General features: G+C 43.3%; 13 protein-coding genes and 3 pseudogenes. 3 read left to right on the forward strand and 13 right to left on the reverse strand.

The genetic code is table 11. From position 1 onward, the window contains the following. Nucleotides 1-168: 168 nt before the first annotated feature. From F6J99_RS28950 to F6J99_RS28975, 6 genes and pseudogenes are all read right to left on the reverse strand, one after another. Nucleotides 169-654 carry a transposase gene (locus F6J99_RS28950; RefSeq protein ID WP_293117937.1) on the reverse strand — a complete coding sequence of 162 codons (486 nt, stop codon included), beginning with the start codon at nucleotides 652-654 and terminating at the stop codon, nucleotides 169-171. A gap of 242 nt (nucleotides 655-896) precedes the next feature. Beyond that, a complete protein-coding gene (locus F6J99_RS28955; protein WP_293117940.1) occupies nucleotides 897-1,031 on the reverse strand; it encodes a hypothetical protein in 135 nt (44 codons plus the stop codon). Between the two features lie 11 nt (nucleotides 1,032-1,042). After that, nucleotides 1,043-1,650, reverse strand: a pseudogene (locus F6J99_RS28960) (transposase); the annotation flags it as partial. A 172-nt stretch (nucleotides 1,651-1,822) separates the two neighbouring features. Then, nucleotides 1,823-1,984, reverse strand: a complete 162-nt coding sequence (locus F6J99_RS28965) for a hypothetical protein (RefSeq protein WP_293117959.1) — start codon at nucleotides 1,982-1,984, stop codon at nucleotides 1,823-1,825. Beyond that, nucleotides 1,929-3,749: pseudogene (gene ltrA, locus F6J99_RS28970) on the reverse strand (group II intron reverse transcriptase/maturase). Before ltrA ends, F6J99_RS28965 begins: the two are co-directional and overlap by 56 nt. 576 nt (nucleotides 3,750-4,325) lie before the next feature. Continuing rightward, nucleotides 4,326-4,517 (reverse strand): annotated as a pseudogene (locus F6J99_RS28975) (RNA-guided endonuclease TnpB family protein); the annotation flags it as partial. 663 nt (nucleotides 4,518-5,180) lie between these two features. On the opposite strand from F6J99_RS28975, the gene F6J99_RS28980 reads away from it, so the two are divergent. Next, on the forward strand, nucleotides 5,181-5,408 hold the full coding sequence (locus tag F6J99_RS28980) for a hypothetical protein (protein ID WP_293117942.1): 228 nt from the start codon (nucleotides 5,181-5,183) through the stop codon (nucleotides 5,406-5,408). 206 nt (nucleotides 5,409-5,614) lie between these two features. On the opposite strand, the gene F6J99_RS28985 is transcribed toward F6J99_RS28980, so the two are convergent. Further along, nucleotides 5,615-6,325 (reverse strand): response regulator transcription factor, encoded by a 711-nt coding sequence (locus F6J99_RS28985; protein WP_070395226.1) that lies wholly within the window; start codon nucleotides 6,323-6,325, stop codon nucleotides 5,615-5,617. Between the two features lie 681 nt (nucleotides 6,326-7,006). Here F6J99_RS28985 and F6J99_RS28990 point away from each other — a divergent pair. Beyond that, entirely contained in the window at nucleotides 7,007-8,431 is a 1,425-nt protein-coding gene (locus F6J99_RS28990) for an NADP-dependent isocitrate dehydrogenase (RefSeq protein WP_293117946.1), read from the forward strand. 234 nt (nucleotides 8,432-8,665) lie between these two features. On the opposite strand, the gene F6J99_RS28995 is transcribed toward F6J99_RS28990, so the two are convergent. Together F6J99_RS28995 and F6J99_RS29000 are read right to left on the reverse strand one after the other, a co-directional pair. Then, entirely contained in the window at nucleotides 8,666-9,904 is a 1,239-nt protein-coding gene (locus F6J99_RS28995) for a hypothetical protein (RefSeq protein ID WP_293117949.1), read from the reverse strand. 114 nt (nucleotides 9,905-10,018) lie between these two features. Further along, complete coding sequence (locus tag F6J99_RS29000; protein WP_008182489.1) at nucleotides 10,019-11,185, reverse strand: LptF/LptG family permease; 1,167 nt, start codon at nucleotides 11,183-11,185, stop codon at nucleotides 10,019-10,021. A 212-nt stretch (nucleotides 11,186-11,397) separates the two neighbouring features. Here F6J99_RS29000 and F6J99_RS29005 point away from each other — a divergent pair, with 212 nt between their 5' ends. Then, complete coding sequence (locus F6J99_RS29005; RefSeq protein ID WP_293117952.1) at nucleotides 11,398-12,645, forward strand: transposase; 1,248 nt, start codon at nucleotides 11,398-11,400, stop codon at nucleotides 12,643-12,645. A 27-nt stretch (nucleotides 12,646-12,672) separates the two neighbouring features. Here F6J99_RS29005 and lptB read toward each other — a convergent pair whose 3' ends face one another. The 4 genes from lptB to F6J99_RS29025 form a co-directional block, all read right to left on the reverse strand. Further along, a complete protein-coding gene (lptB, locus tag F6J99_RS29010) occupies nucleotides 12,673-13,401 on the reverse strand; it encodes an LPS export ABC transporter ATP-binding protein (protein ID WP_071106446.1) in 729 nt (242 codons plus the stop codon). 159 nt (nucleotides 13,402-13,560) lie between these two features. Beyond that, the gene (locus tag F6J99_RS29015; RefSeq protein WP_070395222.1) at nucleotides 13,561-14,043 is read right to left on the reverse strand and encodes an LptA/OstA family protein; all 483 of its coding nucleotides are present in this window, start codon (nucleotides 14,041-14,043) and stop codon (nucleotides 13,561-13,563) included. Nucleotides 14,044-14,241: 198 nt separating this feature from the next. Further along, the gene (locus F6J99_RS29020) at nucleotides 14,242-14,673 is read right to left on the reverse strand and encodes a DUF309 domain-containing protein (RefSeq protein WP_293117956.1); all 432 of its coding nucleotides are present in this window, start codon (nucleotides 14,671-14,673) and stop codon (nucleotides 14,242-14,244) included. Then, complete coding sequence (locus F6J99_RS29025; RefSeq protein ID WP_070395220.1) at nucleotides 14,670-15,035, reverse strand: ferredoxin-thioredoxin reductase catalytic domain-containing protein; 366 nt, start codon at nucleotides 15,033-15,035, stop codon at nucleotides 14,670-14,672. The genes F6J99_RS29020 and F6J99_RS29025 overlap by 4 nt, the downstream gene beginning before the upstream one ends. Nucleotides 15,036-15,451: the final 416 nt, after the last annotated feature.

Below are 15,451 nucleotides of genomic sequence, written 5' to 3' on the forward strand. Positions count from 1 at the left end.
TGCGTTCCCACTGGTCCGAGACGCAAAGCATAGCGGCGCGTCATGATAGCACGGCTCCTGATTGACTCAACTCTCTACATTTATCGATTCTAAACTAGATTGATTCCTATTTGATGACACGCCCTAGGACTCTTACCTCGATAGCTACGCTTCCAATAGGCCACCAGATTAAAGTTGGATAACTGATGTTTTTTTTGTATAATTAATGTCTTGATAAAATCGCAACATACCTGGTTTAATTCCTAGATTTTTGAGAGCCATATAAACTTGATCGTCATCAGATAAGCATGTCCCCTTTTTCTGACGTAATGCAAAGTCTATCCCCCAGTTATTAAGCCACTTGGCTAGCTTAACGCTCTGAAATTCACGGTCTCCTAACAAGACAACTGGATCAGGACGCAGTAAGCGTAATACTGGTGCAATTACTTTTTTTTGTTTGCCAAAACTGCTATTTCCTTTTTTCCCAATAAGTTCCCAATATACGGGGATAGCATGGTTCCCCCAAACCAGACTTAACATGATTAAATTTCTCTCTTTCCATTGAGTCCATAATAATGCTAATAACAGATATCCCTGATGCACAAGCTTCAGCTTCTTGGCTCGTCTTCTTTGAAAACGATTCATTGATTTTTCTCGAAACTCTTGTTTAATCAATTGTTTAATGATGGGGAACCATAACAGTTTTACACGCTTTCTGGGGCAGTTTTAAAAACCTCTGTAGATTCCGGACTCGACTTTCATATTTTATCGGTTGTGGAAACAGTTATGTCTTACGCGACAAACTCACATTTCGACAACTTTGCAATAGCATGATCAGCAATTGCAGAGTTAGACATTGACTTTCATTTAGGTGAATTTTGAAGACTTTTTGGTAAAATTCAGGAAACATTTCTATTTTAGGGTTGTCCACCAGACAACTCTATTCTTTTTTGGGCTCGTTTGCTCAAATCCTTATCCACTCTAAGTTTCAACCTCCTTGTCACCCCTTGAGGTAATAGCGATGCAGCAAGGGAACAGGGGGTTTCCCCCACTCGCTATTGCATCAAGACAAGGCTCCACTATCTTGCGGTAACTTCGTTCCCAGTCTCTTGGCATGTTCTATGCGCTTCGCGCAGGCTATGCGCTTCGCGCAGGCAACGCCAACGCCAACGCCAACGCCAACGCCAACACGTTGCCTACTTATTTTGAGGTGTGTCCTACCTAGTTTATTAATAGCTTTCTTACGGTTAGCAGAGCCTTTATTTTTCCGATAAACCCGGCGTTGATAAAACTTTAGACGTTTTTCACCTTTTCTATAAAATCTGAGATTAGGTTCAGTTTTTCCGTCTGAGTCGGTGTAGAAATCTTTTAACCCAACATCTAAGCCTCAGCCCGACGGACTATCCTGACCCTCTTGATTTGTTTATTGTCAAAACGCCACAAATCCCATTTGCCCTCCCATTTGCCCTTGAGTTTGAGCTTCCCAATCCCTTTTTTATCACTGAACATAATTGACTTTTTATCTGGTGATAATTTCCACCCAGACTGTTTATACTCAACCGTTCGCGCAGCGTCGGCAAAGCCGTTACGACAGTGCTTTTTAAATCGGGGATAACCCTTCTTCCCGGGGACTTTATTCTTACAGTTATCAAAGAAGCGAGCGATTGATGACCGGAGATGAAACCTGATCAGAGGGTCGCCTTTATAGGCGATAGGCTATGCAGATGCATGGTTAAAACTCATGAAATAAGGCCGGAGATGAAACCTTAGAATAAAGAAGCCTTATTTCATATAACTTAAACTTATGATTCACAGACTGTCGCCTATAAAGGCTTCTTTATTCTTACGGTAACTTCGTTCCCACTCTTCTTAGGGTAACTTCTAACCATGCCCTTTCGGAACTAGCCTGACGAGCAGTAGAGTTCATTAAACTAAGCCAGTGAGTCACCTCACTGACTCGTCTCCAGAACCGTACGTGACACTTTCGTATCATACGGCTCCTCATTACAGTACAGTCCTTGTCAGTGGCTCCTCTAGAATGGACTTTCATCTAATTCTGAAATTAGTTTCTTTCCATGTTTAATATCGTGGCAGTGGAGGTGTAATAATTCTAGATTACTATCTTTATCACTTCCTCCTATTGCGCGTGGTGTTATGTGGTGAGCTTCCATTAAATCTTCATTCCTGAAGGTAAGACCACAATGATTACATTTTCCTTTTTGCCGCTCTAAGAGTTTTCCTTTTTGAGTGGTCATTTCAGGATGGTTTTTCATTTTGGCACTCCAGTATATTAGGTCTCCATCGTAGGTACTTTTGGTGTTTTTGACCTTTTTATGCCTTACAATAGGTGTCTTGGCATGTTTGGGTAGATAATTTTCTTTCCCGGTCATGAACATCCAGTTGTCTTTTTCTATGGTTCCCCAATATTTCTTGTTTACCCAGGTTTTTGATTTGTTTGGGTGTCTTCTGTATCCCCATCTTCGTAATTTGTTCCAGAGTAGGTATCCTAGTTTGGAGAAGGTCTTTTTACTACATCCTGTTTTGTTGTAATTACACCATCCTCTTATAATAGGCTTTAGGTGGCTGATTAAAGCCTCCTGGGGGGCAGCTCTGTGTCGGTCTATGACGTCTGAGAGCTGCCTGTAATGTTTCTGGATTGCTTCCTTAGATGGTTTGATGATGGTTTTAAAACCTTGTTTTGACTGATTTTTCCCCACTTGGTATTGTCGGATGTTGAATCCAAGGAAGTTGAACCCCTTGGAAGTGTGGGTAATTTTAGTCTTGTTTGGTTTTAATTCCAAACCCATGTCTTTCAACCATTTGCTGATGATTCTTTGACATTCTTCTACCACAGTTTGGTCTTTATGCATGATGACAAAGTCGTCTGCATAACGAATTAGATTCAACGCTTTTATATTCTCTTTTTTCCTTCCTTTCAATGTTTCAGCGTATTCTTTAATTCGTTCTTCCATTCCGTGAAGGGCTATATTCGCGCTTTAGTGGGGATATGACTCCACCTTGCGGGGTACCCTTTTCCGTAGGGGAGAATGTTTCGTTATCCATCACTCCAGCTTTAAGCCAGGATTTTATTAATCTTCTTAGGGATGGATAAGTATTTAATTTTGTTAAAAGAGCATCATGGTTAATTTTATCGAAACATTTGGCAATATCGGCATCAAGAACCCACTTGGGTTTTTGATTTATGCTTGTGAATATTGCTTCAATGGCATCGTGACATGAGCGTCCTGGTCTGAACCCGTATGAATTAGGTTCAAATTTTGCCTCCCATTCAGGTTAAGCGTGCCTGTTTGGCGAGTGCCTGTAATGCACGGTCGTACATAGTTGGGATACCCAAAGGGCGTTTTTCCGTTCCTTGGGATTTGGGAATCCAAACCCTTCTGGTAGGTTGTGCCTTTTTTGGGATTTTCAGGTTGACTACTAAGGCAAGGCGTTGCTTATTATTTAAAGCTTTAACCCCGTCTATTCCGGCAGTCTTTTTACCTTTATTTTCCTGGGTTACTCGTCTGACCGCTACCATTTTGGCAGACCAGGATTTCATCAGAGTCTTTTGCAGCTTTCTTACCACACGAACGTTGCCACGTTTAGAGGCTTGATATATTCGTTGTCTTGATGCAATAGCGAGTGGGGGAAACCCCCAAGACCGCGCTGCATCGCTTTTGTAACTTAAAGACTGTCATTTCTAGCTTTCGCCAGTTGACTTTCTTCCATTCCGACTGTGGAGCGAACCCCCGAGTTTTAGACATTTTCATTACTACTTACAACTATATCTATTCCTGTAACGTGAGTCCGTCAGCGTATCCTAGTTGTTACTCTAGGCATTGGCTTCTGACTCTATCTCACTCTCATATGACATGCGGCTAACTACCTACTCAGCAACCGACCTTACTGAGAGTACATATGAGGTTATCCCGTTCCTGACAACCATTTTCTAGACTTTTAGGGTGGTACTGTTCACCGGGAATAAATGTTGGGAAATCGTTATGAAATGAGCTAACTCCATAACCCTTATTCCTTTGTCTATTTATCTGTAGCGTGTCAATCCTTTTTTCGCTACACTTGCCTTACGATGATTCAGACGTACCTTCCTCTCGTACCCATGAGTCTTTTGCCTGTTACTAACACCGGTCAGGTTAAGGGTGCTTCACTATTCGACCCTTGCATTAATTTATAGTTTTGTTAGTTCTATAAACCAGGGTAGGGCTGTCACTCTGATTTCGCGAGGGATGGATTCTCACCATCATGGTTATCAAGTTATCAAGGTTTTATCACCTTGTGACTAATCCCCCACATCTTTTTCAGATGTGGTTTCTAGTCAACGGGTCGCACAACTCATTAGCAAACGGAAACTCTTTAGCTATAATTTTGCTGTATTTACTCAGGTCGTACTTGTTTACCCCTTTGTTGTCCATCCAATAACGGATGCAGCTATTACGGATAAACTTTACTGTTCTGATCGCTTCATCTATGGCTAAATACTGGTCTCGTTTGCCGTAGGATTTGAACTCTAGAATAATCATTTGTATCGACCTTACGCTTCTATTTTATTCTATAACACGAGCGCGAAAATTTTCGGAATGAAATTAAAAAAAAAGCCGTCCATTGTTCGCAAAGCGTGGCCTACGGCCAAGTTACCGTAAGATAGGGTCGCCTTTATGGTCGGCAGGCCGTGAAAAGGGTTAAGGCTATTGTTATAAGGCGACCCTATCTTACGGTTTCGTCTCCTAGAAGGACGGGGCTTTAAACCCATTATTTTCGGTAAAAGATTTTCGAACCATTGATGGAAGACGACATCAGTTGTGGGTAGTATTACTTATAGTCATCATGAGAACAATGAATGGATACTTGGTTTAGCATGCTTTGGGGGATTTCGCACAACGGCATCGACAAGCCAAAACCTAGATCTTGAAGATCCCAAAAGGGTGCGTATCATCTTACTCGACCATTTGCCTTTGGGCTTATCTGTCAGCGATTTCAGCCAGGAGGGAAGATCACTCACTAAACCTCTTGCAAAAATATTTTGAGTTAGAATAGAAATTTTTGGGAAAATTAGGTCTATTGTGTACTAGGCTTATATACAAAGAGAGTACAAAGCAAATTGGTTAGTCTTAAGCGTAGACTAAATCAAAAATCACTAAGCTTTCTATCATACCACGAAAGACTTTTGCAATAGGTATACTATTGTGTCGAACAACCCTGGTGGTCTGGTGTTACTTCAAGTCTCTTGGCTGATCCGGATATCAATAGACTTTGCGGCAGTTGTCGGGAACAGCGAATCTGCGGATCACCGGAACAGTGGACAAGAATTGAGGCAAACACTATCAAAAAAATACTTTTGCAAGAGGTCTAATACAGTACAGGAATTTTGCCAATTTGAACACCTATTGCCCAAAATGAGAATTGCTGGGTAGACCAAAGACTGGTTGCGGAAGAAGTTGAAAGCTGATAGTTTATACCTTAAGGGGTTAGCTTGTGGTCAGTAAGCAGTGAGGAAATTGGCTGATGGGTGATAGCTGATAGTAGAATAAAAGCTCAGTTGATGTCTGTTGGAATTATAAATACAAGGCAGCTCTGTCAAAATCGAAGATTGACCAATAAACCAGATTTCGCCCCATGTCTACTCCTTGGGACGTTTGTATCCCTGCTCATAGGCAAAGCGCACCAATTGGCTACGATTATGTAGTTTCAACTTATGGAGTATGCTACTGAGGTGAGTCTGAACAGTACGAGGGCTGATAAATAGCCGATCGCTTATTTCTTTGTTGGTTAACCCCTGAATAACTTGCCAAAATACTCGTTCTTCTGCTGGTGTCAAGGGTAGAGGTTGAGGTTTTGCCCCTACCGGAGCAAAAGTCTTAGAATTATCAACAGCTGTTGGTGTTGATAATGGGTTAGCTAGATGGCCAGGAGCTATAGCAGTAGCTTGCTGCATCAACCGAACAATTTCAGCATGGATACGGTGCGAGCGCTCTAGCAGTGCTTCGATTTTTGCCTCTAGTTCTCTAGGCGCAACTGGTTTAGTTAAATAATCATCTGCTCCCATAGAATGACCATTAATACGGTCTTCTAATTCTGCTTTGCTAGACAAAAAAATAAATGGCATCAGCCTACCATTGGGAATGTTTCTCAGACGACGGCAAAACTCTAGACCATCCATTTCCGGCATAAGTACATCAGAAACTACCAAATCAGGTGGATTTTTGAGACAAGCTTCCAAGGCTTCAGTTCCCGAACACACTTGTTCTACCTGGTATCCCCGATGTTCCAGGTAGCGCTTCAAAAGAGTTAGCAGGGTTTTATCATCGTCAACAACTAAAATCTTTTTCATATTCTTTCTGGAGCCACCTTTTCTAAAAACACTCCTGCCAACTGGTCATGAATTGATGCTGCTGCCATCTGGCTGGAAGTCTATAAAAGGCCCACTGAGACAAACAATACACCATATCTTTTGAACGGAATTCGGTTGACCATAGGCAGCATCTATGCTAATAACACTGTAAGTTTCGGTGTTGAAGCCCTAACTATTGACACATCACCCAAGCAATTTTTTAGGAGCGATGGCGCTGCACAAAGCAGCCTTGGCTGACTGTTGTAAAACAGTTGAACACCTTCCTATTACAGGAGAACTTAAGCTATAGAACCCCTATTTCAGCATAAAGGCTGATTTCAAACAGTTGAGCCATGGTGTAATAACTTCATCAAAGCTTTGAACTTGAACTACGTTCACTCATGCTAATACCCAGAAATGGGAATTTTCGGGAAGAAAGATCAACAACTACCTGCTCTTTCTGTGACTCTTGCCCTGTCAAGTAGTAATCATCTTAATGAGAAGATTAACTAGGGTAGATTTTTTGCCATCCCCCTATGGATAGACTTTACCTCAACTACCATCTACCTGGGGTTGATCAGCAAAAAAGCTTAATGTCTCAAGCCCAGTGCAGGAGATCTGGTAGTTTTCTGACAATAGGTCTATTGCCAACTTCCATCTGACATTCATTGAAACTACTTTATGTACGATAAAATCTCCCCTTGCCAGACTGGTTCTGCCATTACCTACAAGGATGGTCAACCCATTGTTCCTGACAACCCAATTATTCCGTTTATTCGCGGAGATGGTACTGGTGTCGATATCTGGCCAGCGGCCCAGAAGGTAATTGATTCAGCAGTCCAATACGCCTATGGTGCCGATCGAAGCATCAGCTGGTTTAAAATCTACGCGGGTGACGAAGCTTGCGAAAAGTATGGTACTTATCAGTATTTACCCCAAGACACCCTCAATGCCATCAAAGAATACGGCATTGCTATCAAAGGACCCTTGACAACTCCCGTGGGTGGTGGTATACGCTCTCTAAATGTAGCCCTGCGGCAAATTAATGACCTCTATGCCTGTGTGCGTCCCTGTAAATACTACCCAGGAACCCCCTCTCCCCACAAAACTCCAGAGAAACTGGATGTGATTGTCTATCGGGAGAATACAGAAGATATCTACTTGGGTATTGAATGGCCCAAAGGAAGCGAAGTTGCTGAAAAATTGATTACTTTACTCAATCAGGATCTAATCCCAGCCACTCCAGAACATGGCAAAAAACAGATTCCCTTAGATGCTGGTATTGGGATTAAACCCATCAGTAAAACTGGCTCCCAGCGTTTAGTACGCCGCGCCATCCAACATGCCCTCAGGCTACCTAAGTCTAAGCAGATGGTGACTTTGGTACATAAGGGGAATATTATGAAGTACACCGAAGGCGCGTTCCGGGACTGGGGTTATGAACTAGCAACCACAGAGTTTCGAGCAGAATGTATAACTGAACGTGAATCTTGGATTCTCAGCAACAAAGAGCAAAATGCTGACATTACCCTGGAAGATAATGCTCGGGCGATTGAACCGGGTTATGATGCCTTGACCCCAGAAAAACAGGCGAAAGTGATCCAGGAAGTAGAAAATGTCCTTAATTCCATATGGGACACCCATGGGCAAGGTCAATGGCAAGATAAGGTGATGGTCAATGACCGGATTGCGGACAGCATTTTCCAACAAATTCAGACTCGACCAGCGGAATACTCTATTCTGGCCACGATGAATCTCAATGGTGATTACCTATCCGATGCTGCTGCTGCTATGGTTGGTGGATTAGGTATGGGTCCAGGAGCGAATATTGGTGACACGTGTGCGATTTTTGAAGCCACCCATGGCACAGCTCCCAAACACGCGGGTCTAGACCGGGTAAATCCAGGCTCTGTGATTTTATCAGCAGTGATGATGCTAGAGTATATGGGTTGGCAAGAAGCTGCTGATTTGATTAAGAAGGGAATATCAGATGCGATCGCTAACCGGGAAGTTACTTATGACCTAGCCCGGATGATGACTCCACCCGTAGAACCTCCCCTGAAGTGTTCTGAGTTTGCTGAGGCAATCATTAAATATTTTAGTTGACACTTGAGTGTCTTAAGTTGGTAACCCGATCAACAGAGGTTTTGAGCAAACTTGTTACGACAGGCCATGCCAGAAACTGGGTCGATTAACCGAACGTGCAAGTCTACATTTAAGGGCAATCCTTGGGAAAATTTGCCCTAAGCCCTTGGTTGCTGTCAAGCTTTCAGGTTAGGACGAGTCGATTAACCAAAATCTACTAAGGGATAATCTCCCCGTATGGGAGACCGGGGAATTTCAAGGATTGGAAATGATAATTTGACGTCGCCTAAGCTGACTTGGTTCAAGCTTAGACTTTAAGCGAGGCTGATTGAAAAACTGATTTTGACTAGTAGACTGGGTAGAAAATTGCCCCAATTTACTAGTTCCTTGTGGTGCTACTGGTGTAAGCGGTGCTGCCGTTGGTACACCGGTAGTTTGCCGGAATCTACTAGAGTAGGTGTTGGAATTGATAGAAACTGTAGGTGTTGTCGAAAAAGTTCTATCGTTCCTTGTTCGAGGTAGATTGACTCCAGGATAATTAATTTGTACGGGATTTGGAGCTGTTGTGGGTGTGGTCGAGAAAGTCCTGTTGCCGGTTACACCTGGTGTTGTTACCCCAGGATAGGTAATTTGTCCTGGATAGGGGGGAGTCGGTAATGCTTGATTCCCAGTTGGCCTCAACGGTATTCCCCCCCTAGCTTTAATGTCCTGAGTTCTTGAGTTCTGTTGTTCGAGAACTCCCCTGTTTGGATAGGAGATATTTGAAGGCAAGATGTTAGCAGGTAGTTGAGGTTTGCTATTAGTGGTAGCAGACTTAGCAGCATTAAGCCTATTCAAAGCTTCCTGTAAAGGGCTGACTGGTAACTCTGCTGGATTAGTGTAGAGGGAATTGAGGGAACCCAACCCCAAGACAGAATTAGTCTGGTTCAGTGTGCTTGAGGATAAAGATCTCTGATTAACAGAGTTAAGATTGGTCAGTAAGCCACTCCCAGGAACGGGAGGGACATTAAAGTTTGTAGATGTAACAAACGGATGTCTGGCTTTTGAGGACTGCTGAGGTTGGACGTTTGGGGTTAGTAAAGGTGATTTTGCTTGGGAGTTAGCTTTTGTCTGCTGAATAACTTGAGTAAATAACCCTTCTGAATTTTTGGTTTTAGACTTTTTGCCTTTCTTGGTTTGCTGTGGTGGTACTGATATAGCACTTAGGGTTTCGAGCTCTGCTAATAGCAAGGCAGAATTATCAATATCAGCCAACCTTGCCGCTAGTTCATCATCTTCAGAAGACAGGGTTGGTTCAACGCTGGGAGTATCAATTTCAGCCACTTGATTGATCCCAATTGCCCTTAACAATTCTGGACGGTTCCAGTATTCCCGGAGAAACCACAACATTAGGGATAACAAGACAGCTGCTCCCCAAAATGCTGGTCGTCCCAAAGGTTGTAGTTGAGCTTTCCAATAGCGGAGGTAAGCAGGAGGTTGATTACGAAAAGACATGGCACCTTTCAACGATGTTAGACATTTCAGCTTCGCTGTAACTTGATGCTAGCCTCTAATCAACGGATTTAGGTTTACAATTAGCAACAATAACTACTTATCTATCGGGCTTATCTATCGGGCAGCCCTATATAACAACAATCCTCCCGCACCTAGTCCAAATAAATTAGGCAACCAGGCTGCCATCAAAGGAGAGAAAATATTAACTAGACCTAGGGCATTCGTTATAAACCCTAATAAGTAGTAAGAAAAAATCACTAAAACACTAATGCCGAAACTGGTGGCTTTACCTGTACGTTGAGGACGAGTTCCCAAGGAGGCTCCCACTAAACCAAAAACTAGACAAACAAAGGGAAAAGATATTTTTTGTTGAATTCTGATCCTAAGTTTACGGATTTTTTTAGCATTACCACTATGGCGTAATACCTCCAAACGCTCTAGAGACTGAGCAATGTTCATTTCACCATAGTCACGATTTTTTTTTGCCAAATCCAAAGGTGTTCTAGGAAGTTGTAGCTTTTGTTTTTGAAATCTGAGGATATTGCGGTAAGAAGCATCGGGAGATATAATATAAATGGTCCCATCTAAAAAATCCCATAGATTTTCAGTGGGGTTCCAAACGGCAGACTCAGAGGTAACAATTTGTTCCAGACCGGTCTGAGAAAAGTCTAAAATTGTCAAGCCTCTCATCTGCTTACCATCAAATTGCTCGGCGTAGAACCAACGCTTGATTTTGTTTACTTTTTTGCCATTGGGTAGCTTTACTTTTTGATATTCGGGATAAAAGATGTTCCTTTCCTGAAAGGATGGTCTTTCTTTTTTGAGCGCTTTGTCTAAGGTGATTTTGGACTGGTAGTTAGCCGCAGGAACCACTAATTCATTAAATACAAATGTCAGACTTGTAACGAGCAAACTCACCACTACAGCAGGTATTACGAGTCGGTAGATGCTTACCCCAAAGCTACGCATGGCAATCAACTCACTATCGCTGCTGAGGCGAGAGTATGCCATCAGAGCAGCTAGGAGCATCGACATTGGTAAAGCATAGGAAATAAACTGGGGTATCTGCAACAGTAGCACTTGAAGTGCAATTCCCAGTGGTAATCCTGCTTCAGTAACTTTGCGAACCAACTCAAATAGGGTTCCAATAGCTACACCCAGTGATGAAAAAGCACCTATACCAAACAGCAGTGGTGGGATTAGCTCAAATACGATGTACCGATCCATCACTGATAAGCCAGGCATTAGTGCAATGATGGACTTGGATTTACCAAATTTCATGATTTGCTAATCACTAAATTAATTTTTAACTAATGGTGGGTTCAGGGGCTATAAGTGCCGCGCTGTACCTGAAAGGTCAGCGTCGGGATACATGGACACCCCGCGTCGATTGAGGGGTTTCTCCTTTGGAGAAGCTACGGGAACGATGCCCCGAAAATCGACATACTATCTATCGGTTCTAACAGAAGATGTAAATCTGTTAGAATGCAGGGATGTTGAACTTGACCTACAGCTACCGAATCTATCCAGGACTTGACCAGGAAGCTAAAATGCTTGGCTGGTTAGAGCAATGCCGTCGCGTATATAACTATGCTTTGGCAGAGCGTAAAGACTGGATCAATTCCCGTAAATGTTTGGTCAATGCTTGCAGCATCAGACAGGAATACATCATCCCTGCTGACACGCCATATCCTGACTACTACAAACAGCAGAAGGCGCTGACCAAAGCTAAAGAGTTGATTCGACAACTGAAGGCAGTTCACTCTCAAGTTTTGCAAGATGCCTTGAAGCGACTGGATCAGTCGTTCAAGTTCATGCAACACAGAGGGTTTGGATTTCCTCGATTCAAAAAGTCGGGCCAGTATCGTTCGTTTGTGTTTCCGCAGTTCAAGTCGAATCCTGTCAAAGGATTTGAGATCAAACTGCCGAAAATTGGAACCGTGCCGATCAACTTGCATCGACCTATTCCTGAAGGATTTGAGGTCAAGCAAGTTCGGGTCGTGTTCAAATCGTCGGGCTGGTACGCTCAACTGATTCTGCAAGCGGATGTTTCTGTTCCTGAACCAATGCCTGATGGTGATCCGATCGGAATTGATTTGGGACTCGAAAAGTTCTTGGCTGTATCGACAGGTGAACTGGTAGAACGCCCTCGCTTTTTCGTGGATTTGCAAAGCAAGCTTCGATGGCTGCAACGCAAATTGAGAAACAAGAAAAAGAATTCTGCTAACTACCGGAAGATTCAAGCCAAGATTCGTGCATTGCATGAACACATCCACAACGTTCGCCGAGAGTTTCACTTCCTGACGGCTCACAAACTTTGCGACATGGCTGGAATGATTTTTGCTGAGGACTTGAATCTCTTGATCACCAGTCGCGGCATGTTGGCAAAGCATTGTTTGGATGCGGCATGGGGTAGCTTCCTGGAAATTCTTAAGTGGGTTTGCTGGAAGCGAGGTGTTTTCTTTGCCAAGGTTGACCCTAATCGCACCAGCCAGATCTGCCCTCAATGTGGATCGCATACTGGTAAAAAGGAACTGAGTGAACGAGTGCATCATTGCCCTGAATGTGGATATATAACTGACCGAGATGTCGCTGCCGCTCAGGTGGTGGCACAACGAGGTCTTGTAGCCGTTGGACAGACGGTGATACTGCCTGTGGAGGATGGTTGCCATAGAACCCCGATCAAGCAGGAAACCTCAAGAGCGATCTTGGGAAGCCCGCGCTCTACCCGCTTCGGGTGAGCGTCGGGAGGATGTCACTAGCTTCTTTTATCGTTGAAACCCTGTCCCTAAGTAATACTTACGTACTAAAGGATTATCATAAAGTTCTTCAGCACTCCCGGCAGCCAGGATTTGTCCTTCTCGCATAATGTAGGCGCGGTCAGTAATCGCTAGGGTTTCTCTTACATTGTGGTCAGTCACCAGAATTCCCATTTGGCGATCGCGTAATCGAGCCATAATTTTTTGAATCTCTGAGACAGCAATGGGATCGACACCAGCAAATGGCTCATCCAAGAATAAGAACTTCGGTCCAAGTGAACCAACAGCTAACGCTCTTGCCAGTTCTGTTCGACGTCTCTCTCCTCCAGAGACTTGATTACCTAAGGTATTGGCGACTTTTTCCAAACGAAACTCTTGGAGTAAGTAATGCATTCTTAATCGCCACTCACCACGAGGCACACCAGTTTGTTCTAAGACTAATTGAATATTGTCCCGAACACTAAGGTGGCGGAAAATACTCGCTTCCTGAGCCAGGTAACCAATACCTAGCTGGGCTCGCCGATTGATCGGCATGGCAGTGATATCTTGATCATCTAGCCAAACTGTACCCAGATTAGGTTTTTCTAGACCAGTGGCAATGTAAAAGGTTGTAGTTTTACCAGCACCATTAGGACCAAGCAACCCTACAACTTCCCCTTGGGCAACGGAAAGATTAACGCGACTTACAACACTGCGCCTGCCATAGGACTTATGGATATTATCTAATAATATTTTCACAGATAGCACCTTTAATCAGTCATTAGTCAATAGTCCATAATCCTTATATCCTTAGGAATTGACCAATGACCAGGAAATGACCAGAAGTGGTTGCAGGCTATTCTATCAATTAAGAGCTAGTTTTTAAGCCATAATGGCTGATGGTAGGGGTTGATTTAGCTAGGGAAGCCCTGGAGCAGGTGATGTGGTGCTGTCTGAGTCTGTAACGATGTAAATTGATTCTACCTGTTGGTTCTGTTGAGGCAGGGCTACAAAGCGTCCTTCATCAATCAAATAGGTAATGGTTTCACCCTGAATACTATTGCCCTCCTGCAACACAAAAACATTGCCATTGAGAACCAGACGGCGCTCACGGCTAAAGTATTGGGCTTGGGCTGCAGTTGCTTGTATTTGGCGAGCGGGATAGTTAATTTGGACATTGCCACGGGCTGTGACTACGCCAGTTTTGGAGTTAGCTTCCTGGACATCAGAGCGAACCGTCAAGGCACTTCCATCAGCAGCTGATGGTTTATTTTGGGCTTGTGCTTGGGGGATGTTAAGGAAAGTTGGTAATGCGATCGCACCTACCAAGGTAACTGGCAAGAATAATCTTAGACCTAGATTATGCCTTAATCGGTTAGTATATTTAAGGTCGGACTTCATGCTGTTGTGTGTGATGACTGATATCGAATACCAATAAGCTGTTCTGCCTACTAGTTTAAGCAAATCCAGCCATAGCTTGGGAATGAAAATGGGCTTTTTGCTCTAAGGCAAGTGTTTTAGTTTTGACGACTAGGCACCAACAAAGTTTCTCATCCCTTCAAAGCATGTCCTAAGAACTAATGGTTAACAAGTTAATGGTTAACCATCAATTCCCTTAAGTTTTGGAAAACCCCTAACCCCTTCGGCACCAACTACAACATCATTGCTGTCAGCCGCCTCTAACTGTCTAACAAAATCAGCAACTTGCTCTGAGCCGACGTTTTGCAATGCCTCTAGGAGATTAACACTTTGAGATAGTAGCTCAGTGACATCAATTCCCCCATAGTCTGGTTGATAGTTACTGAGACGTCCGATCCCTTCACCGAGTAAAACCACTGCACCACGCCAGTTTAGATTACCTAGGTGGTAGCAGCCAACAGATATTTGTAAAATACCTTGATAAAATCGCTTTTGGGGCTCAACTGCTTCTATCCATAAAGCTTCAAGGGTGTCGTGACAAGCGTAAAACTCTTGCTGATTAAATTGATCGACACCCTGCCAAAATTCTTCAGGTAGTACTATGGCTGTCATGCCATGCTATCTCGCGCAGCCTTAATTTCGTCTAGGGAAATTTCTTGCTTATCACCGGCAAAATCGTTATCCGGGGTCAAAAATAACATACAGTGGCACTCCTTGCGTTCCCGCATGGGGACACAAGGGCAATTCCAGAAGGTAGCTTTCACCTCTGCTTCTTTGTCTTCATAATGGCGACAAGGGCATAAGGGAGCACCGAGTTCTTCTTTGTTTTTGGCAAGTCCCTCAATCACCACAGCCGTTACGCTTGGGTCAACACAGAAGTAAGTGTCAGTCCGCTGAGCATAAGTCTGAGCAAAGTTTTGCATCGCCTCCAGTTTACTATCACTGGCTTGATTAGCTATTGGTGATGTAGTCATTTAGTAAAATTGAGTTATGAAAGAGTTCTTAGAATTGTATCGTACTGTCTTACAGGTAAATCGGATATTTGTTGATCGTTGGGATAGCGATACATAGTTTAGGATAATGGTTTGATAGCTTGAATTGGTGTTAAGACATACCAAAAGCCTTTGCTTTACCGAAAGCTCTGAGGGCTCATCCCCTAACTTATAGTTATGGGGATGAGCCCGAAGGGAATTTATTCCCCGTCAGCTAATTTTGATCTCGAATGCTGATACTGGCTCCGATAGTATATAATTAGATAGTAAAGCACGCCAGTATTGGAGATGACCCTTTGATATAAGTAGGTAACGTAAAAAATGTGTCTTGAGAATGCACATTGCGTAATTCAATCTAACGATATGATGGCCTATGAAAGTCATTGGGCAAGAAATTA

Origin of the sequence: Moorena sp. SIO4G3, from assembly GCF_010692305.1 — a bacterium.
GTDB classification, from domain to species: domain Bacteria; phylum Cyanobacteriota; class Cyanobacteriia; order Cyanobacteriales; family Coleofasciculaceae; genus Moorena; species Moorena producens_A.

Bases quoted from the DNA above. Each gene is read 5' to 3' on its own strand.
- F6J99_RS29025 (WP_070395220.1), bottom strand. From the start codon at position 15,035: ATGACTACATCACCAATAGCTAATCAAGCCAGTGATAGTAAACTGGAG.
- F6J99_RS29015 (WP_070395222.1), bottom strand. From the start codon at position 14,043: ATGAAGTCCGACCTTAAATATACTAACCGATTAAGGCATAATCTAGGT.
- F6J99_RS28990 (WP_293117946.1), top strand. From the start codon at position 7,007: ATGTACGATAAAATCTCCCCTTGCCAGACTGGTTCTGCCATTACCTAC.
- F6J99_RS28985 (WP_070395226.1), bottom strand. From the start codon at position 6,325: ATGAAAAAGATTTTAGTTGTTGACGATGATAAAACCCTGCTAACTCTT.
- F6J99_RS28995 (WP_293117949.1), bottom strand. From the start codon at position 9,904: ATGTCTTTTCGTAATCAACCTCCTGCTTACCTCCGCTATTGGAAAGCT.
- F6J99_RS28965 (WP_293117959.1), bottom strand. From the start codon at position 1,984: ATGAGGAGCCGTATGATACGAAAGTGTCACGTACGGTTCTGGAGACGA.
- F6J99_RS29000 (WP_008182489.1), bottom strand. From the start codon at position 11,185: ATGAAATTTGGTAAATCCAAGTCCATCATTGCACTAATGCCTGGCTTA.
- F6J99_RS29005 (WP_293117952.1), top strand. From the start codon at position 11,398: ATGTTGAACTTGACCTACAGCTACCGAATCTATCCAGGACTTGACCAG.
- F6J99_RS29020 (WP_293117956.1), bottom strand. From the start codon at position 14,673: ATGACAGCCATAGTACTACCTGAAGAATTTTGGCAGGGTGTCGATCAA.